This is a genomic window from Streptomyces gossypii (assembly GCF_025165795.1).
GTDB classification, from domain to species: domain Bacteria; phylum Actinomycetota; class Actinomycetes; order Streptomycetales; family Streptomycetaceae; genus Streptomyces; species Streptomyces gossypii.
Window position 1 is genome coordinate 474321 of sequence record NZ_JAJAGO010000003.1, and the last position, 18444, is coordinate 492764.

General features: G+C 71.7%; 16 protein-coding genes. 13 read left to right on the top strand and 3 right to left on the bottom strand.

Annotated features, from left to right (window positions below):
• Positions 1 to 10: 10 nt before the first annotated feature.
• From LHJ74_RS08610 to LHJ74_RS08650, 8 genes are all read left to right on the top strand, one after another.
• Positions 11 to 1708 (top strand): AMP-binding protein, encoded by a 1698-nt coding sequence (locus LHJ74_RS08610; RefSeq protein WP_260217165.1) that lies wholly within the window; start codon positions 11 to 13, stop codon positions 1706 to 1708.
• Entirely contained in the window at positions 1705 to 3183 is a 1479-nt protein-coding gene (locus LHJ74_RS08615) for an MFS transporter (protein WP_260217167.1), read from the top strand. The genes LHJ74_RS08610 and LHJ74_RS08615 overlap by 4 nt, the downstream gene beginning before the upstream one ends.
• Before the next feature lie 5 nt (positions 3184 to 3188).
• The gene (locus tag LHJ74_RS08620; protein ID WP_260217169.1) at positions 3189 to 4370 is read left to right on the top strand and encodes an NAD(P)/FAD-dependent oxidoreductase; all 1182 of its coding nucleotides are present in this window, start codon (positions 3189 to 3191) and stop codon (positions 4368 to 4370) included.
• A 49-nt stretch (positions 4371 to 4419) separates the two neighbouring features.
• On the top strand, positions 4420 to 7641 hold the full coding sequence (locus LHJ74_RS34145) for a non-ribosomal peptide synthetase (protein ID WP_311203273.1): 3222 nt from the start codon (positions 4420 to 4422) through the stop codon (positions 7639 to 7641).
• A 49-nt stretch (positions 7642 to 7690) separates the two neighbouring features.
• Complete coding sequence (locus tag LHJ74_RS08635) at positions 7691 to 8689, top strand: aldo/keto reductase (RefSeq protein WP_260217170.1); 999 nt, start codon at positions 7691 to 7693, stop codon at positions 8687 to 8689.
• Positions 8677 to 9450, top strand: coding sequence for a sulfotransferase-like domain-containing protein (locus LHJ74_RS08640; RefSeq protein WP_260217171.1), 774 nt, complete (start codon positions 8677 to 8679; stop codon positions 9448 to 9450). The genes LHJ74_RS08635 and LHJ74_RS08640 overlap by 13 nt, the downstream gene beginning before the upstream one ends.
• A gap of 37 nt (positions 9451 to 9487) precedes the next feature.
• Positions 9488 to 10357 (top strand): family 3 encapsulin nanocompartment shell protein, encoded by an 870-nt coding sequence (locus LHJ74_RS08645; RefSeq protein WP_260217173.1) that lies wholly within the window; start codon positions 9488 to 9490, stop codon positions 10355 to 10357.
• Positions 10358 to 10457: 100 nt separating this feature from the next.
• A complete protein-coding gene (locus LHJ74_RS08650) occupies positions 10458 to 10850 on the top strand; it encodes a TOBE domain-containing protein (protein WP_260217177.1) in 393 nt (130 codons plus the stop codon).
• Between the two features lie 18 nt (positions 10851 to 10868).
• On the opposite strand, the gene LHJ74_RS08655 is transcribed toward LHJ74_RS08650, so the two are convergent.
• On the bottom strand, positions 10869 to 11366 hold the full coding sequence (locus LHJ74_RS08655) for a universal stress protein (RefSeq protein WP_260217178.1): 498 nt from the start codon (positions 11364 to 11366) through the stop codon (positions 10869 to 10871).
• A complete protein-coding gene (ctaD, locus tag LHJ74_RS08660; protein ID WP_375546692.1) occupies positions 11363 to 13084 on the bottom strand; it encodes an aa3-type cytochrome oxidase subunit I in 1722 nt (573 codons plus the stop codon). Before ctaD ends, LHJ74_RS08655 begins: the two co-directional genes overlap by 4 nt.
• Positions 13085 to 13288: 204 nt before the next feature.
• On the opposite strand from ctaD, the gene LHJ74_RS08665 reads away from it, so the two are divergent.
• From LHJ74_RS08665 to LHJ74_RS08675, 3 genes are all read left to right on the top strand, one after another.
• Positions 13289 to 14131 carry an NmrA family NAD(P)-binding protein gene (locus LHJ74_RS08665; protein WP_260217184.1) on the top strand — a complete coding sequence of 281 codons (843 nt, stop codon included), beginning with the start codon at positions 13289 to 13291 and terminating at the stop codon, positions 14129 to 14131.
• Positions 14132 to 14244: 113 nt separating this feature from the next.
• Positions 14245 to 15243, top strand: coding sequence for an AraC family transcriptional regulator (locus LHJ74_RS08670; RefSeq protein ID WP_260217186.1), 999 nt, complete (start codon positions 14245 to 14247; stop codon positions 15241 to 15243).
• Between the two features lie 47 nt (positions 15244 to 15290).
• On the top strand, positions 15291 to 15680 hold the full coding sequence (locus LHJ74_RS08675) for a VOC family protein (protein ID WP_260217190.1): 390 nt from the start codon (positions 15291 to 15293) through the stop codon (positions 15678 to 15680).
• Positions 15681 to 15690: 10 nt separating this feature from the next.
• On the opposite strand, the gene LHJ74_RS08680 is transcribed toward LHJ74_RS08675, so the two are convergent.
• Positions 15691 to 16332, bottom strand: a complete 642-nt coding sequence (locus LHJ74_RS08680) for a TetR/AcrR family transcriptional regulator (RefSeq protein ID WP_260217191.1) — start codon at positions 16330 to 16332, stop codon at positions 15691 to 15693.
• Between the two features lie 139 nt (positions 16333 to 16471).
• Between LHJ74_RS08680 and LHJ74_RS08685 the strand changes: the two genes are divergently transcribed.
• Together LHJ74_RS08685 and LHJ74_RS08690 are read left to right on the top strand one after the other, a co-directional pair.
• On the top strand, positions 16472 to 17323 hold the full coding sequence (locus tag LHJ74_RS08685; protein WP_260217192.1) for an SDR family NAD(P)-dependent oxidoreductase: 852 nt from the start codon (positions 16472 to 16474) through the stop codon (positions 17321 to 17323).
• An 87-nt stretch (positions 17324 to 17410) separates the two neighbouring features.
• On the top strand, positions 17411 to 18400 hold the full coding sequence (locus LHJ74_RS08690; RefSeq protein WP_260217195.1) for a LysR family transcriptional regulator: 990 nt from the start codon (positions 17411 to 17413) through the stop codon (positions 18398 to 18400).
• Positions 18401 to 18444: the final 44 nt, after the last annotated feature.

The window sequence follows — 18444 nt, forward strand, 5'->3', positions numbered from 1 at the left end:
AGGTGCCGCAGTGGGTAAGTGGGACACACTGGTCTTGCCGGAGCCCGAGCGGGCCGCCGCGTACCGGGCGGCCGGCTGGTGGCGCGAAACCACCTTCCTGGACGACCTGTCGGCCGCGGCCCGCGACCGGGGGGACCACCCCGCCGTGATCGCGTACGAGGACTCTGCCCCGGCTCGGGAACTGAGCTATGCCGACCTCCAGTTGTACGTCGAGCGATTCGCAGCTGCACTGAGCGAACTCGGGGTAGGCCGCGGTGATGTGGTCGCGCTCTACCTGCCGAACCGCTGGGAGCTGACGGCCCTGTACCTGGCCTGCTACCGGATGGGCGCCGTCGCCACTCCGGTGATCCCCGCCCTGGACGTGCGCGAGCTGGGCCATGTGCTGCGGGAGAGCGAGGCGCGGGTCTGCGTGACCGTTGACCGCTTCCAGGACATCGACTACGGCGCCCGCCTCCAGGAGGCCGCCCCGCAGACCCTCGCGCACCGGGTGGTGTGCGGCGACGCCGAGGCGACCGGCGCGCTCGGCTTCGACGCCTTCTTCGTCCGTACGCCCTGGGAGGAGCGCAGCAGCGTCGACGAGGCGGACCGGCTGGGCCCCGACGACCCGGCGCTGCTGCTCTACACCTCCGGCACCACCGGGCGGATGAAGGGCGTGGTGCACAGCCAGAACACCCTGCACGCGGCAGTGCTCGCGGTCTCCGTCCCGCACCGGCTCACCGGCGACGACGTCATCTCCATCCCCAACTTCGCCACCCACATGGCGGGGCTGTCGTACGCCTGCTTCATGCCGCTGCTGCTCGGCGCGACCTGCGTCGTGCAGGACACGAACCGCGACATGGAACTGCTGCTCGACCTCATCGCGCGGCACGGCATCACCTGGGCGTACGCCTCGCCCGCCTATCTCCTCGACATGCTGGACGCGCAGGGCAAGGAGCCCCGGGACACCTCCAGCGTGGTGCAGATCGTCTCCGGATCGGCGCCGATCCAGCCGCAGTTGATCGCCCGGATGCGGGAGGTCTTCGACATCCCGGTGCGGGCCCTGTGGGGGATGACGGAGAACGGCGCGGTCACCGTCACCCGGGACGACGACCCGGAGGGGTGGGCGGGGCACAGCGACGGGCGCGCGGAGCCGTCGATGGAGGTGCGGATCGCGCCGGAGACGGGCGCCGAGGAGGCCGGGGGCCCGGCCGGCACCGGCGGGGACACGGACGCCGGCGGCGGGCGGCTGCTGGTGCGCGGCGCCTCCCAGTGCCTCGGCTATCTCGGCCAGCGCGACGTCTACGAGGCGTGCCTGGACGAGGACGGCTGGTTCGACACCAGCGACCTGGCCCGCGACGACGGCCGCGGCGGCATCCGTATCGTCGGCCGGTCCGTGGACCAGGTCACCCGGGCCAGCGGCCAGAAGGTCTCGACGCTCGAGGTGGAGTCCGTGCTGATCCGGCACCCGGGCGTGCGGGAGGTGGCGCTCGTCGGCTACCCGGACCCGCGCGTGCCCGTCGCGGAACTGGTCTGCGCCGTGGTGGTGGCCGAGGGGGAACCGCCCACTCTGGAGGAGCTGCGGCGCCATCTGGCGGAGGAGAGGATGGCCGAGGTGCTCTGGCCGGACCGGGTGCAGTTCGTCTGGGAGCTGCCCAAGAACTCCCTGGGGAAGGTCCTCCGGCACCCGCTGCGTCAGCGTCTCCAGATCGAATACGCCACCCACCGATGACCACGGACGGAGCCCGGCGGCGGGCGATCGCGCTCGCCGTCATCTCCGTGGCCCAGCTGATGTTCCTGCTGGACGCCACCATCGTCAATGTCGCGCTGCCCAGCATCCAGGAGTCGTTGCGGCTGAGCGGCTCCGACCTGGAATGGATCGTCGCCTCCTTCTCCGTCGCCTTCGGCGGGCTGCTGATCCTCGGCGGCCGGGTCGGGGACATCCTGGGGCGGCGCCGGATGTTCACGGCGGGTGTGGTGCTGTTCACCGCCGCCTCGCTGCTCGGCGGGTTCGCGGAGGAGCCGTGGCTGCTGATCGTCTGCCGTACGGCGCAGGGGGTCGGTGCCGCAGCCGCCTCGCCCGCCGCGCTGTCGCTGATCGCGGTGACCTTCCCGGAGGGCCCGGAGCGCAACCGGGCGGTGGCCTGGTACACCGCCGTGGCCACGGCGGGCGGCGGCGTGGGGCTGCTGGCCGGGGGCGTGATCACCGCCTATCTGTCCTGGCGCTGGGTGATGTTCGTGAACGTCCCGGTCGGCGTCGTCGTTCTCGCCCTCTCCCGGCGGGTGCTGCGCGAGACGCCCCGCCAGCACGGCACGTTCGACGTGGCCGGGGCGCTCACCGGCACGCTGGCCGCACTGCTGCTGGTGCACGGCCTGATCAGCGGGGCCTCGGAGAGCGGCCAGTGGAGCGACCCCTCCGTGCTCGCGGCGCTGGGTGCGGCGGCCGTGCTGCTCCCGGCGTTCGTGGTGATCGAGAAGCGCGGGAGCCAGCCGCTCGTGCCGCTGCGGCTGTTCGCCGACCGCACCCGCTTCGGCACGTACGCGGTGCTGGCGCTGACCAACACCGCGATGTTCGGCATCTTCTTCTTCCTCACTCTCTTCCTCCAGCAGGTCTGGGACTACAGCCCGCTGGAGACCGCGCTCGTCTACATCCCGCTGACCTGCCTGCTCGTCGTCGGCGCACGGGCCAGCTCCCGCCTCGTCACGCTCGTCGGCGCCCGCAGGCTGGTGTGCTGCGGCCTGCTGACCGCCACCGTCGGGATGCTGTGGCTGTCCCGGATCGGCGAGTCCGGGGGTTACGCCACCGGGATGCTGGTGCCCACCGTGCTGACCTACGCCGGGCTCGCGGTGACCGGCGTGCCGCTGACGCTGGCCGCGCTGGCGGATGTGGCCGACGAGGACTCGGGCGCCGCCTCCGGACTCCTCAGCATGGCCCGGCAGATCGGCGGCGCGACCGGGCTGGCCGTGCTCGGCACCGTCGTCTGGTCGACGGTCGGCTCGGCGGCCGATACCACCTCCGCCGAGGACGCGCTCGCCACGGGCATCGGCCGGGGCTTCCTGGTCGCGGCCGGAGTCGCCGCGCTGTCGCTGCTGGTGGCGTACCTGACGATGCCCCGGGACGCGGCGCGCTCCGGCGGCACGGCCGTGCCCGGCACGGCCGTGCCCGATTCCGCCGCGGCCGACACCGCCGCGCCCGGGAAGGGGTGAACGCGGTGTCCGGGAGATACGGCACCAGCCCCGGCACGGCCCGCGGTGCGGCGGACTTCCTGGTCGTCGGCGGCGGCATCGCGGGTGCTGCGGCAGGCTACTTCCTCGCCCGGCACGGCCGCGTCGTCCTCCTGGAGGCGGAACGGTCCCCGGGTCTGCACGCCACCGGACGGTCCGCCGCGCTGTTCTCCGAGTACTTCGGCAACCCCACCGTACGGGCGCTGACCATAGCCGCACGGGGCTTCTACACGGCCCCGCCCGACGGCTTCACCACCGCCCCGCTGCTCACCCCGCGCGGCGTGCTCGCACTGGAAACCCCGGGCACCGCCGCGCAGTTCGAGGCCGCCAAGGTGTCCGGGGCCACCGCCCCGCAGCCGGTCGTCGAACTCGACGAGGAGCGCGCCCTGGATCTCTGCCCGGCGCTGCTGCCCGGGGCGTTCGGCCGCGCGCTGTACAAGCCGGGCGCCTGCGACGTCGATGTGGACGCCACCCACCAGGGCTTCCTGCGGGGCCTGCGCGCCGCCGGCGGCAGCGTGGTGACCGGCGCACGGGTACACGCCCTCCGCCGGGACGCCGGGGAGTGGCAGGTGTCCACGGCGGTGGGGGAGTTCGCCGCCCCGGTCGTGGTCAACGCCGCCGGCGCCTGGGCCGATGAGCTGGCACGGCTGGCGCGGTCGGCGGGCGTACGGGCGCTGGGGCTCGTGCCGCGCCGCCGCACCGCCGCACTCGCCCGGACACCGGACGGGGCCGATGCGTCCAGCTGGCCGATGGTCTCCGACGTCGCGGACACCTTCTACGCCAAACCGGAGTCCGGCGGCCTGCTGCTCTCCCCGGTGGACGACACCCCCGAGCCGCCCGGCGACATACGGGCCCGCGACCTCGACGTCGCCACCGCCGTCCACCGCTTCGAGCAGGTGAGCACCCTGCGCCTGCGGCACGTCGGCCACATCTGGGCCGGGCTGCGTACCTCGACCCCGGACGACACACCCGTCATCGGTACCGACCCCCGGGCCCCCGGCTTCTGCTGGCTGGCCGGTCTGGGCGGCTACGGAATCCAGACGGCCCCCGCGGCCGGCGCGCTGCTGGCCGCGCTCGCCACCGGAAACGCGCCGCCGCCCGCGCTCGCCGCGCTGGTCCCGGGCCTCACCCCCGCCCGCGACCACGGACCCGATCGCGAGGAGCCGTGAACCCACCTCCCCGCGCCCCCACCCTGTCACCCGCAGAGAGGTCGGAGACATGTCGGAAACCATCTGGCAGACCGCCGGCAGCCGTGTCGACCACGGCCCGTACCGCCCCGTGCACAGGCTGATCGAGGAACAGGCCGACCGGACACCGGACCGCATCGCCCTGATCCACCGGGGAACCGCCCAGACGACCCTGACCTACGCGGAGTTCGACGCGCTCGCCAACGGCCTGGCCGCCGAACTGGCGGCGGCCGGTGTCGGCCCCGGCGCCATGGTGCCCGTCGTCACCGGCAACAGCGTCGAACTCCCGCTGTGCATGGTGGCGCTGATGAAGGCGGGCGCGGCCTTCGCGCTCTGTGACCCGGCCTGGCCGGACGAGCGGCTGCGCTCCGTGCTGGAGGAGCTGGACCCGCCGCTGGTGCTTACGACCCTGTCGGCGACAGCCAGCGGGCTCACGGCGGCCGGCACGTCGCCTGTCGCCGACAGGGTCGTCACCTCCGGGCCGCTGGTCCGCACGGACCGGCCCGCGCTGGTCGTCTCGGCCGGGCGGATCACGCCGAGCACCGTGCGCCCCCGTCCGACGCCGGGCCCGGAGCAGCCTGTCTACGGGGTGTTCACCTCGGGCACGACGGGGACGCCGAAGTGCGCCGTGAATCTGCACGGGGGACTGACCAACCGCTTCCGCTTCATGTCCCGCTACTTCGGCGCCACCGGCGAGGAGGTGGTGCTCCAGAACAGCCGCCACACCTTCGACTCGGCGATCTGGCAGCTGCTGTGGCCGCTGACGACCGGTGGCCGCACGATCATCCCCGAGCAGGGCGAGTTCCTGGATCTGGAGCGGACGGTCGAGGCGATCCACCGCTACCGGGTCACGGTCACCGACTTCGTCCCGGCGATCCTCGGCATGCTGCTGGCCTTGCTGGAGGCCGAGCCCGCGGCGGTGCGCAAGGTGACCTCGTTGCGTCATCTGGTCGTCGGCGGCGAGGAGATCATCCCGCACGCCGTGCACCGGCTGCGCGCCCTGCTCCCCGGCCTGGAGATCACCAACGGCTACGGCCCGTCCGAGACGTCCATCGGCGTGGTCTTCCACCGGATCGACGGCAGCGAGGGCGACCACATCCCGCTCGGGCGCCCCATCGACAACTGCTACGCCGTCGTCATCGACGAGCAGCTGCGCCCGCTGCCCGCGGGCACCACCGGCGAGATCGTGATCGGCGGCGCCTGCGTCGGCGCCGGCTACCTTGGGGACCAGGCGCGCACCGCCGAGGTGTTCGTGCCCAACCCGTTCCCGCGGATACCCGGCGACACCCTCTACCGGACCGGTGACCTGGGCTGGTTCGACCAGGCCGGACTGCTGCGCTTCACCGGCCGCCGCGACCGGCAGACCAAGGTGGACGGCGTACGGATAGAACTGGCCGAGATCGAGACCACCGCCGAAGGCTGCCACGGCGTCATCCAGGCCAAGGCCCTGACTCTCCGGCGGCACGGGCGCAACCGGCTGGTGGTCGCGGCGGCGGCCGAGGAGGGAACCACCCCGGCGGCGCTCCGCGCCCACCTGGTGGCCATGCTGCCGCGCATCCAGGTGCCGCAGCACTGCTTCGTGGTGGAGAGCCTGCCGCTCTCCGACAACGGCAAGGTCGACCTGCGGGCGCTCCGGCTGCTCGCCGAGGAGAAGCTGGAGTCGGAGGCGCGGCCCGTCCCGCCGGCCGGCCCGGCCGCCGCGGATGACCCGGAGGCCCCCGCCGCCTCGGTGCCCCGGCCCGGCGGCTCCCTCGCGGAACGCATCGCCGAGGTGATGCGTACCGTCCTCGACCTCCCCGCCTTCGGGACGCGGGACGACTTCCTGCTGCGCGGCGCCGACTCGCTGACCGCGCTGAGCGCGATGCTGCGGATCAGGGAGAGCGCGGCACCGGGGACACGGGCGGTGGGTCTGGCCGAACTGTACGAGCACCGCACCCCGGAGGCCCTGGCGGCGGTGCTGTCGCAGGCAGGGACACGAACCGGGCCGGACGCGGGCGGCGGGGACGCGTCCGTCGTGGCCTCCCTCATGGAGCGCGACTCCGGCCTGCCCGCCGATCTCGCCGAACTGGCCGCCCGCGCCCAGCGGTTCACGGGCACCGGCACCGGCACCCCGGTGGCGCTTCCGCCACGCACCGTCCTGGTCACCGGCGCCACCGGCTTCGTCGGGGCGAGGACCCTGCACCGGCTGCTGTCGGCAACCCCGGCCCGTGCCGTGTGCGTCGTACGGGCCCGCGACGACGCCCACGCCCGGGACCGGATCGTACGGACGCTGCGCGCCCAGGGCCTGTGGGAGGAGTCCCTCGGGGAACGCCTCGACGCACGCGCCGGCGAACTGGGCGCCCCCCGGTTCGGCTGGGCGCGGGAGACCTGGGAGACGTACGCCGCCAGCTGTGACGCCGTGCTGCACATCGGGGCCCTTGTCAACTTCCTCCTCGACTACCGGGCCCACCGCGCCGCCAACGTCACCGGCACGGCCGAGGTGCTCCGCTTCGCGCTCTCCGTGCGGCCCAAACCGCTGCACCACGTCTCCACCCTCGGGATCCTCGAACAGCACGCCTCCCGTACCCCGGGCCGCCTCCGGGAGGACTTCGACCCGGCCACAGCCACCGCACCGAACAGCGGGTACAGCCGCTCCAAGTGGGTGGCCGAGCGGCTGCTCACCGCCGCCCGGAGGCGGGGCGCGCCGGTGACCCTCTACCGGCTCGGCGAGGTGATGCCCGCCGCCGACAACGGCGTGCCCAACCCGAGGGCGCTCACCCATCTGCTGCTGTCCGCCGTGCTCCGGCTCGGCATCCGGCCCGACGTGCCGATGCGGTCCGACTACACGCCGGTGGACGAGGCGGCCGCTCGGCTGGTCGCCGGGCTCGCCGAGCCTTCCGACGGCGCCGTCTACCACGTCTTCCGGGACGGCAGCGTGGACTTCGCCGCGCTCGACCTGGGGGGCGGTCCGGAGCGTGGGGGCGCCCTGCGTACGGTGCCGCCCGCGGAGTTCATGGCCGCGCTGCGGGAGAGGGCGGCCGGGGGCGGGGAGCCCGCCGTGGCCGTGCTGCACGGTCTGCTGACGGCGCTCCCGGCCACCGGGCCGGGTGGCGTACCGGACTTCCGGCGGCTGCTGGCGGACAACCCCGGGTTTTTCACCAAGGAGGCGTGCGCCGCCCTGGACGCGCGGCACGGCTTCCGGGAACGGCCGCTGGAGGCGGCCCTCCACGCCTACAGCACCACGCTCACCGCTGGAGAGCCTGCCGGGCTCTGAGCACGCTGCGCGGCTACCGCGCAGACCCGTACGAAACGAGAGGACGACCGTGCACTACCGCACCATGGGACGACTGGGCTGGCAGGTCAGCGAGATCGGCTACGGCATGTGGGGGATCGGCGGCGGCCCCGGAGGATTCACCGGCTGGGACTACGACGTGGCCCCGGACTGCCTGGACCTCGCGGTCGAGGACGGCTGCACGTTCTTCGACACCGCCTGGGCCTACGGCCGGGGTATCAGCGAACAGATGCTGGGCGCCCTCCTCCGGCGGCACGCCGACCGCACCGGCAGCGAGCGGCTGCGGGTGGCGACCAAGGTCCCGCCGCTGAACCGGGAATGGCCGCCCGGCCCGGACGACACGCTGGACGACGTCTACCCCGCCGCCCACATCCGCGAGTACGTCCACCGCAGCCTGGAGAACTTCGGGACCGACCGGATCGACCTGCTCCAGTTCCATGTCTGGGAGGACCGCTGGAGCGGCGAGGAGAGCTGGCAGCGGGTGGTCGCCGACCTCAAGGCGGAGGGTGTGATCGACGGCTTCGGCCTCAGCGTCAACCGCTGGGAACCGGTCAACTGCCTGCGGGCACTGGACACCGGCCTGGTCGACGCCATCCAGGTGATCTACAACATCTTCGACCAGGCGCCGGAGGACGAGCTGTTCGCACGCGCGCTGCGCGACGACATCGGCATCATCGCCCGCGTCCCCTTCGACGAGGGCGGCCTCACCGGCACCCTCACCCGCGACACCGTCTTCCCCGAGGACGACTGGCGAGCCGTCTACTTCGGCCCGGAGAACCTCGGCCCGACGGTGGAGCGCGCCGAACGGCTGAAGAAGGTGCTGCCCGAGGGCATGTCGCTGCCGGAGCTGAGCCTCCGCTTCATCCTGCACCATCCCGCCGTGAGCACGGTCATCCCGGGCATGCGCAGGCCCGAGCACGTACGCGCCAACCTGGCGGTCTCCGGGGCGGCGCCCGCGCTCGACCCCGCCCTGCTGGACGAACTGCGCGGCCACCGCTGGGACCGGCTGCCCACGGCATGGTCGATGTGACCGTCATCGCCCTGTGGGCCCACCCGCGTGCGGTCTCCACGGCATTTCTGCGGATGATGGCCGAGCGCGGTGACGTCACGGTGGTGCACGAGCCGCTGGTGCTGCTCACCGACCACGGCGAGGTCACCGTTCCCGCTGTGGACGCTGTGGACGCTGTGGACGCTGTGGACGGTGCGGAGGGCGCGGAAGGGCGTACGGTCACCGTCCGCACGCCCGCCGAACTGCTGTCCCAGCTGGCGGAACTGGGCACCCGGAAACAGGTCTTCTTCAAGGACACGCTGGAGTACCACTACCAGCATCTCTTCGACCACCCGGAGCGGATCGCCTCCTTCACCCACACCTTCATCGTCCGCGAACCGGCCCGTACGATCGCCTCCCACCACGCGGTAAAGCCCGAACTGGCCTGCCACGAGATCGGCTACGAGCACCAGTACGCGCTGTTCGAGCTGGCCTGGAAGGCGACTGGCCGGCGCCCCGTGGTCGTCTCGGCCGAACGACTGCTGGCGGACCCGTCCGCCGTGGTCGCCGGCTACTGCGAGCGCGTCGGCCTGCCCTTCCTGCCCGAGGCGCTGACCTGGCGGCCGGGCGAACGCCCCGAGTGGCGCCAGAACGAGCGCTGGCACCGGGACGCGAGCGCCAGCTCGGCCTTCCGTGCCCCGGCGCGGGAGTACGAGGTCACCGTCGAGAACGACGCGCGGCTGCGCGGCTTCTACGAGCACCACCTCCCCTTCTACGAGCAGCTCATCGCGCATGCCTACTGAGCAGTTGCGGCACCGGACCCAGACCCAGGAGACCTCCATGACGAGCACGACACCGGCCACCCCGGGCGAGGAGTTCGCCCGCGCCTATCTCGCCGACCCCGAGAAGGCCGAGGTGCACTTCCAGTTCACCCTCACCGAGGCCTTCGCGGTGGGCAAGCAGCGGCCGCGGATGACGGCCCGCAACCTCTTCCGCGCCCAGCGGGCCGACACCGAGCAGGTGCGCTCCTGGCATGAGACCAGGCCGGACGGGACCAGGCCGGACGGGACCAGGCCGGACGGGACCAGGCCGGACGGGGCGACTGCGGCCGGGGAGCAGCGCGAGGGGCGGCTGCGGGAGGAGAACTTCCGCTTCTCGCTGGCCGAGTACGGCATCGAGCCGATCACCGCCTGGGCGCAGATCCCCGAGGGCCTGGCAGCCGAACCGGAGGGCCTGGCCTCGTTCATCGACCGCAGGCTCATGGTGCGGCTCGGCACCGCCGAGAACCGGGCGCTCACCCTCGACGTGCTCCGGCACCCGGATGTGGCGCGGCTTCCCTACACCGGCTCCTACACCGACGGGGTGCTCGCCGCCTTCAACGAGATAGAGCAGACGGGCGGCACCGGCCGCGCCCTGATGGTGAACCCACGCGACTACTACGCCGAACTGGTGGGCGCGGGGAGCCTGCTGGCGGATCTCGACCGCGAGGACGTGCAGATCTGCCGCCACCGTCATGTGGCGCCCGGCTGCGCGCTGGTGGGGGACTTCGCCATGGCCGCGCGGCTGCTCGAATCCGGCCAGTCGGTGATCAAGGTCGCGGAGCCGCCGGAGGGCACCTTCGACCGGCCGGGCACGGCGGTGTGTGCGCAGGTGCACGAATCCGTCGCCGTCCAGCTGCCCACGCACTTCTTCCACGTGGTCCCCGCCTGACATGTGAGTCCCGCCTGACCGGCCGGTGGCGGGCCGCAGGTGGAGGCGTGTCTGCCCGGTAGGCCGTAGTTGCCAGGAAGACTGGCCTACTCTGGCGCGTATGCAGTCCTACACCATTGGTCAGGCGGCGCGGCTGCTCGGCGTCAGCCCCGATACCGCGCGGCGCTGGGCGGATGCCGGGCGGGTCGCGACGCACCGGGACGACGCCGGGCGCCGGGTGATCGACGGCAGGGACCTGGCCGCCTTCTCGGTCGAGGCAGGCCAGGGCGGCGCCGAGGACGAGCCGTCCTACACCTCGGCGCGCAACGCCTTCCCCGGCATCGTCACCGCGGTCAAGCTCGGCGATGTCGCCGCCCAGGTGGAGATCCAGGCGGGGCCGCACCGCCTGGTCTCACTGCTGACCAGGGAGGCGGTGGAGGAGCTGGGGCTGGAGGTCGGCATGCGGGCGACGGCCCGGGTGAAGTCCACCAGCGTCCATATCGACCGCACCTGACGGCATGTCCGCCTCGCGTCAGCCGCTGGCGACCTCACTGTCGGCGGGGACGACGACAACGGGAAGATGCGCGTGATGCACCACCTCGGTGCTTGTCGACCCGAGTGTCAGCCTGCCCCACATGCCGGAGCCCCGGGAGCCGACGACGAGCAGACCGGCGTCACGGCTCACGTCCAGCAGCACCTCCGCCGGCCGGCCGGGCTCGGCCATGATCTCCACGTCCACCGTGGGGCCGCCGATCCGCTCCTTCAGCCGGGTTACCGATTCGTGCGCCTCCGCGAGAGCGTTGTCCCGAAGCTGTGTGTACAGGCTGCCCTCCGGGTCCGGGACGGTCATCCAGCCGTACGTCGTGTAGCGGTCAGGGGTGTAGAAGTACGCGCAGACGGCCCGCAGGCCGACCCCGCGCAGCTGGGCCTCCCGGAGCGCGAAGAGCACGGCCTTGTCGGCGTGCGGCGAGCCGTCCGTACCGACGACGATCGGACGGGCTTCTGCGGGGGGTCGAGGCGTGCCGGTCATGGTGCCCTCCTGGTGTCGGTTTCCCCAAGTCCCGTGACCAGGCGCTGGTGCCTGGCCTGCGGGGTCAGCTCGATATCCGGGCGGTGCAGGTCGAGCGCAGGGGATTCGGAACGGATGCGCGGCAGTGCGCGGAAGTTGTGCCGTGGCGGCGGACACGCAGTCGCCCATTCGAGTGAACGCCCGTAGCCCCACGGATCGTCGACCTCGATCTTCTTGCCGTACCGGCCCGTCTTCCACACGTTGTACATGAACGGCAGCATGGAAAGCCCGAGCAGAAACGAGCTGACCGTCGACACCGTGTTCAGAGCCGTGAAGCCGTCGGCCGCCAGATAGTCCGCGTACCTGCGCGGCATCCCTTCCACTCCCAGCCAGTGCTGGACGAGGAAGGTGCCGTGAAAGCCGGTGAAGAGCGTCCAGAAGGTGATTTTCCCGAGCCGTTCGTCGAGCATCTTCCCGGTGAATTTGGGCCACCAGAAGTGGAACCCGGCGAACATCGCGAAGACGACCGTGCCGAATACCACATAGTGGAAGTGGGCGACCACGAAATAGGTGTCGGACACCTGGAAGTCCATCGGCGGCGACGCCAGGATCACCCCGGTCAGACCGCCGAAGAGGAAGGTCACCAGAAAGCCGATCGACCAGAGCATCGGTGTCTCGAAGGAGAGCGACCCGTGCCACATCGTGCCGATCCAGTTGAAGAACTTCACGCCGGTCGGTACGGCGATCAGAAACGACAGAAGCGAGAAGAACGGCAGCAGCACACTGCCGGTGGCGAACATATGGTGCGCCCACACCGTCGCCGAAAGGCCCGCGATGGCGATGGTGGCGCCGATGAGACTGATATAACCGAAAATCGGCTTACGGCTGAAGACGGGCACGATCTCGGAAATGATGCCGAAGAACGGCAGCGCGATGATGTACACCTCGGGATGTCCGAAGAACCAGAACAAATGCTGCCACAGCAGTGCGCCGCCGTTCGAGGCCTGGAAGACGTGCGAGCCGAATTGCCGGTCCGACTCCAGCATCAGCAGCGCGGCAGCCAGTACCGGGAAGGCCAGCAGCACCAGCACGCCGGTCAGCAGCACGTTCCAGACGAAGATCGGCATCCGGAACATCGTCATGCCCGGGGCGCGCATGCAGATGATGGTGGTCAGAAAGTTGACGGTGGTGAGGATGGTGCCGAAGCCGGAGAAGGCCAGCCCCATGATCCACATGTCGGGACCGACGCCCGGTGAGAACGACTCGCTGTTCAGCGGCGCGTAGGCGAACCAGCCGAAGGAGGCGGCCCCGTCCGGGGTGAGGAGGGCGCCGACGACGATGAGCGAGCCGAAGAGGTACAGCCAGTACGACAGCATGTTCAGCCGAGGGAACGCCACATCCGGAGCACCGATCTGGAGCGGCATGATCCAGTTGGCGAAGCCCGCGAACAGGGGAGTGGCGAACATCAGCAGCATGATCGTGCCGTGCAGCGTGAAGGCCTGGTTGAACTGTTCGTGCGAGACGAGCTGGATGCCCGGCCGGGCGAGTTCGGCGCGCATGATGAGTGCCAGCGCCCCGCCGAAGATGAAGAAGGCGAAGGTCGTCACCAGGTAGAGGGTGCCGATCGTCTTGTGGTCCGTGGTGGTCATCCACTGGATGACCTTCCTCCCCGGACTCGTCGGGACCGGCCCCGGCCGCTCCCGCGGTGGCTCCGTCTCTGTGCTGCCGGTGGTCGTCACGGCGACAACTCCTCGCCTCGATGGTCGTGCGCACCGCACCGGACCACAATGGTCCTTTCTGGTTGCTTAACAGCTGTATTGCGGCACGGCGAGTCGAGTGCCCCGACGGCCGTGGCAGCGCCCGGCGTACCCCGTGGACGTGCGCACATGCCGGTGAGCCTCTCGGCTATGGCCCGGCGCGCGGGCCAGGGCTGTACTGGACACATGACACCGGACAACGCGAACCCTCAGCAGGCCGCACAGCGGAACACACTCGTCATCGGCGGCACCGGCAAGACCGGCCGCCGCGTCGCCGAACGGCTGACCGCACTCGGCCGCCCCGTACGGATCGGCTCACGGTCCGCCGAACCCCCGTTCGTCTGGGAGGACCCGGCCACCTGGGAGGCCGCGCTGGAAGGTGCCGGCGCGGTCTACCTCACCTACTATCCGGACCTCGCCTTCCCCGGCGCCGCCGAAGCCGTGGGCGCGTTCTCCGAGTTCGCCGTCAGCAAGGGAGCACGGCGGCTGGTGCTGCTCTCCGGCCGGGGCGAGGAGGGCGCGGAGGCGAGCGAGCGCGCCATGCGGGACTCCGGAGCGGACTGGACGGTTCTGCGCGCCAGTTGGTTCAACCAGAACTTCAACGAGAGCTTCTTCCTGGAGCCGGTGCGCGCGGGCGAACTCGCGCTGCCGACCGGCGAAGCAGCCGAGGCGTTCATCGACGCGGACGACATCGCGGACGTCGCCGTCGCCGCGCTGACCGAGGACGGCCACGTCCAGGAGGTGTACGAGCTGTCGGGGCCCCGGCTGCTGAGCTTCCGCCAGGTGGCCGCGATTCTCTCCGAGACGACCGGCCGCGAGGTGCGCTATGCGCCGGTCAGCGCCGACGAGTTCCGGGCGGAGCTGAAGCGACAGGGCCTGCCGGAGGACTTCGCCGCCCTCTTCCAGCTGATCCTGGACGGCCGCAACGCGCATCTCACCGACGGTGTGCAGCGCGTGCTGGGGCGGGAGCCGCGGGACTTCGCCGACTTCGCCCGGGACGCGGCGGCCACCGGCGTATGGGACGCCTGAACGAGGAGGGTGCCTCCGGCGCGCCGGAGCCTGGGCGGTGGCGTCCGGAGCGGTGGCGGCCCGGGGCCGAAAGCGCTGTGCGCAGCGCCGATCCGGCGTCTACGCTCCGTTGCATGGACAGCTTCACGGGACTGCTGGACGGACCCAAGGCGAGCGGGGCCTTCCTGCTCCGGTCGATCCTGAATCCGCCCTGGGCCCTGCGCATCGAGGACGGGGCACCGCTCTCACTGGCGACAATGGTGCGCGGCGAGGCATGGGTGCTGCCGGACGGCGGCAGCCCCGTGCGGCTGCGGCCGGGGGACGTCGCGCTGATGCGCGGGCCCGCCCCGTACACCCTCGCCGACGACCCGGGCACACCCGTCCAGGTCGTCGTCGGCCCCGACCAGCGGTGCAGCACGGGAGCGGGGGAGGACGTCACGGATGCGAGGGCGCTGGGCGTCCGCACCTGGGGCGACGACTCCGGCGGGGCCGCCGTGCTGCTCAGCGGGACGTACCAGCTGGACCGCGAGATCGGCCGACGGCTCCTCGGTGCGCTCCCCCCGCTGCTGATACGTCCCGCGGGCTCCGGTGAGACGGCACTCGTGGGGCTGCTCGCCGAGGAGATCGGCCGGGACGAGCCGGGGCAGGAACTGGTGCTGGACCGGCTGCTGGATCTGCTGCTCGTCAACATCCTGCGGTCCTGGCTGGCGGGCCCGGACTCCGGCGCACCCGGCTGGTACCGGGCGCAGGGTGACCCGGTGGTCGGCCCGGCGCTGCGGCTGCTGCACGGCAGCCCGGCGCATCCGTGGACGGTGGCGGCGCTGGCCGCCCGAGTCGGCGTCTCCCGGGCGGCACTCGCCCGCCGCTTCTCCGAACTGGTGGGCGAGCCGCCGATGACGTACCTGTCGGGCTGGCGGCTGGGGCTCGCCGCGGACCTGCTGCGGGAGCCGGACGCTACCGTGGCCCGGGTCGCCCGGGAGGTGGGCTACAGCAGCGCCTTCGCGCTCAGCACCGCCTTCAAACGGCTGCACGGCGTCAGCCCGCAGGAGTACCGGAAGAGGGAACGCGGCACCGCGCCCAGAGTGGGCACGCCGCCGAGCCCGCTCACGGGCCCCGCCGTGCTGACCGGTTGACCACCAGTATGTACATGCGTACATACGTGCCAGGAAGAGGTACCACCATGCGTGTTGTCGCGTTCGATCATGTCGTGCTCAACGTCGCGGACGCCGAGCGTGCGCTCGACTTCTACTGCGGGCCGCTCGGGCTGGAGCCCGTGCGCGTCGAGGAGTGGCGGGCGGGCAAAGCGCCCTTCCCGTCGGTGCGGGTGAGCCCCACCAGCATCATCGATCTGGTGGAACAGCCCCGGGGCGAGACCAACGTGGACCACATCTGCCTGACCGTCGAGCCGCTGGACTGGCAGGAGGTGGTGGATTCGGGAGTCTTCACCGTGCTGGACGGCCCCGGCCGCCGCTTCGGCGCCCGGGGCACAGGGGAGTCCCTCTACATCGGTGACCCGGACGGCAACACCGTCGAACTGCGCTGGTACCCGCAGGACGCCGAGGACTCCTGACGGGCCGCCGTCAGCGGGGGCCGAACGCCCGGAGTGCCGCCTCGGCCAGGCTGTCCGCGTACTCCGGGGTCAGCGGGCCCGTGCCCAGCAGCCAGCGCTGGTACAGGGGGCCGTAGAGCACCTCCAGTACGAGGTCGAGGTCCGCCTCCGGGTCCAGCTGGCCGGCCTGCTGGCCGGAGCGCAGCCGCTCCTTCTTCGCCTCGTCGACCGGCTTCGCTATCTTCTTGCGGTAGGCGTCGGCCAGCGCCGGATCGTGGATGATCTCGGCGTTCAACGCCCGCACGGGGGCCTCGAAGGCAGGATCCGCGAACTCCGCGACCGTCGCCCGGAGGATCGCTTTGAGGTCCGCTTCGAGGTCCCCGCTGTCGGGAAGCGCGATGCCCTCGCCGGAGCCGCCGGAGCCGCCGGAGCCGCCGGAGCCTCCGGAGCCGCCGGGGTCGCTCAGGGCCAGGAACGCGTCGAAGACCACCGCGCCCTTCGACGGCCACCAGCGGTAGATCGTCTGTTTGCCGACACCGGCGCGGGCGGCGATGGACTCGATCGTCAGCTTGCCGTACCCCGCCTCGGAGACCAGCTCGCGGGTGGCGGCGAGGATCGCCCGGCGGGAGGCTTCGCTGCGGCGTGTGGGATCGGGCTTCTTCTCATTCGACACGGCACCAGGGTAGCGCACAGGCGAGACGCGACGGTCCGTCTTGACGCGAGGATCGAGGCGGGACTAACGTCAGCATCGTGACGAGACGCGACGTACCGTCTCGTTGTTCACCGTCCTGCCTTCCCAGCCAAGGAGTGACATGCTCACCAACACCAACACCAACACCAACAGCAGCGCCGGTTCCCGCGTCTGGTTCATCACCGGCGCCTCGCGCGGTCTGGGCCGCGCCCTGACAAGGGCGGCGCTGGCCGGGGGCGACCGCGTCATCGCGACGGCACGCGATGTCTCACCGCTCGCACCGCTCACCGCCGAGTACGAGGGCGCTCTCGTCACCTTCTCGCTCGACGTCTCCGACCGCGCGGCGGTGTTCGCCGGGGTGGAGCGCGCCGTCGCCGTGTTCGGGCGGCTGGACGTCGTGGTCAACAACGCGGGCGGGCTCCTCTTCGGGATGACGGAGGAGGTGACGGAGGCGCAGGCCCGTGCACACTTCGACACCAACTTCTTCGGCGCGCTGTGGGTCAGCCAGGCCGTCGTGCCGCAGTTGCGGGAGCAGGGCTCGGGGCATCTCCTGCAGATGTCTTCCATGGGCTCCGGCAGCGGCTTCGCCTCCGTCGCGCTGTACGGCGCGGGCAAGGCGGCGCTGGATTCGATGAGTGAGGGCCTGGCGATGGAGCTGGAGCCCTTCGGAATCAAGGTGACCATCCTGCAGCCGGGCGGATATGCCACCGGCTTGTTCACCCAGGGCACGACGGCGACGGCGGAGCGGGAGGAGTACGCACAACTGCGCGCCAAGCTGGCCGCGATGTGGGCGGACACCGTCGATCCGAACCCAGAGGAGGCCGCCCCGGTGATACGCGAGGTGGTCGCCATGGAGCGTCCGCCCAATCGGCTCGTCCTCGGCGGGCTCGCCTATGACCAGGTGTGTCAGATGGCGGAGGCCCGTAGTGAGGAGCTTGCGCGAGGGGAGGCGATGAGCCGCCGGGCGGGCTGAGGGCCTGTCGGGTGCGGCGCGGAATAGTCAATGAGCCTGGGTTCCCGTGTATTGCCGGGGAGGGTGGGGAGCCCCAAGCTGTGCCACATGGATCTGGAGCTGCGGCACCTGAAGACGATCCGGGCCATCGCCGACGCGGGCAGTCTCACTGGGGCTGCTACGGCACTCGGAGTGGCGCAGCCCGCGCTCAGCGCACAGCTGAAGCGGATCGAACGGACCCTCGGCGGGGAGCTGTTCCAGCGGAGCCGCCAGGGTGTGCGGCCCACGGCACTCGGCGAGATGGTGCTGGAGCGGGTCCGAGTCCTGCTGCCGACGGTGCGTGAACTCCAGGAGGAGGCCGTGCGGTTCACCCAGGCGACGCAGGGGATGCCGCGCTTGCGGCTCAGCGGCACACATGGGCCGCTGCTCGGCGGCGTACTGGACCGGCTGGCCGGCAGCCATCCTTCCGCTCCGGTGACGACACACACCTCCTGGTCGGAGCGGGAGATCGCGTCGATGGTGATCGAGGGGCGGGTCGACTTCGCGTTGATCGGCGCCTGCGGGCAGAGCCTGCCGCCGGAGGCGGACCGGCTGGTGTGGCGGGAGATCGGGATCGACCCGGTGTTCGTGATGCTGGGCAACGGCCATCCGCTGGCCGGGCGTACGGAGATCGATCTGCACGAACTGGCGGGTGAGTCGTGGGCCGACGTACCGGGTGACGGCTGCTTCGCGGACTGCTTCGCGGCGGCCTGCGCTCGCGCCGGGTTCACCCCCGCCTCGGTGTACGAGACGGACACCGCGTCGTGTGTGCATCTCGTACAGGTGGGGCGGGCGGTCGGGCTGTGCCGGGCGACCTTTCCGCCGACGCCCGGGATGGTGACCGTACCGCTGGCCGGAGTGCCGTTGAAATGGCGGCACTTGATCGGCTGGCACTCCGAAGCCCCGGCGGCGGAGGCGGCTCCTGAGGTAGTCGCCCATGCACGGGCGGCTCACGCGGAGGCCGCGGAGCGCAGCGTCAGCTATGCCAAGTGGCTGGCGGCACATCCGGACGAGGAGGGGGGAGGAGGGGGTCATAACGCGAGGGCAGGGGCCGACTGACAGCTCCTCCGGAGGCCGTACCCGCCGCTACGGTTTCGGCACCC

Bases quoted from the DNA above. Each gene is read 5' to 3' on its own strand.
- LHJ74_RS08685 (WP_260217192.1), top strand. From the start codon at position 16,472: ATGCTCACCAACACCAACACCAACACCAACAGCAGCGCCGGTTCCCGC.
- LHJ74_RS34145 (WP_311203273.1), top strand. From the start codon at position 4,420: ATGTCGGAAACCATCTGGCAGACCGCCGGCAGCCGTGTCGACCACGGC.
- LHJ74_RS08690 (WP_260217195.1), top strand. From the start codon at position 17,411: ATGGATCTGGAGCTGCGGCACCTGAAGACGATCCGGGCCATCGCCGAC.
- LHJ74_RS08650 (WP_260217177.1), top strand. From the start codon at position 10,458: ATGCAGTCCTACACCATTGGTCAGGCGGCGCGGCTGCTCGGCGTCAGC.
- LHJ74_RS08670 (WP_260217186.1), top strand. From the start codon at position 14,245: ATGGACAGCTTCACGGGACTGCTGGACGGACCCAAGGCGAGCGGGGCC.
- LHJ74_RS08675 (WP_260217190.1), top strand. From the start codon at position 15,291: ATGCGTGTTGTCGCGTTCGATCATGTCGTGCTCAACGTCGCGGACGCC.
- LHJ74_RS08640 (WP_260217171.1), top strand. From the start codon at position 8,677: ATGGTCGATGTGACCGTCATCGCCCTGTGGGCCCACCCGCGTGCGGTC.
- LHJ74_RS08665 (WP_260217184.1), top strand. From the start codon at position 13,289: ATGACACCGGACAACGCGAACCCTCAGCAGGCCGCACAGCGGAACACA.
- LHJ74_RS08645 (WP_260217173.1), top strand. From the start codon at position 9,488: ATGACGAGCACGACACCGGCCACCCCGGGCGAGGAGTTCGCCCGCGCC.
- LHJ74_RS08615 (WP_260217167.1), top strand. From the start codon at position 1,705: ATGACCACGGACGGAGCCCGGCGGCGGGCGATCGCGCTCGCCGTCATC.
- LHJ74_RS08655 (WP_260217178.1), bottom strand. From the start codon at position 11,366: ATGACCGGCACGCCTCGACCCCCCGCAGAAGCCCGTCCGATCGTCGTC.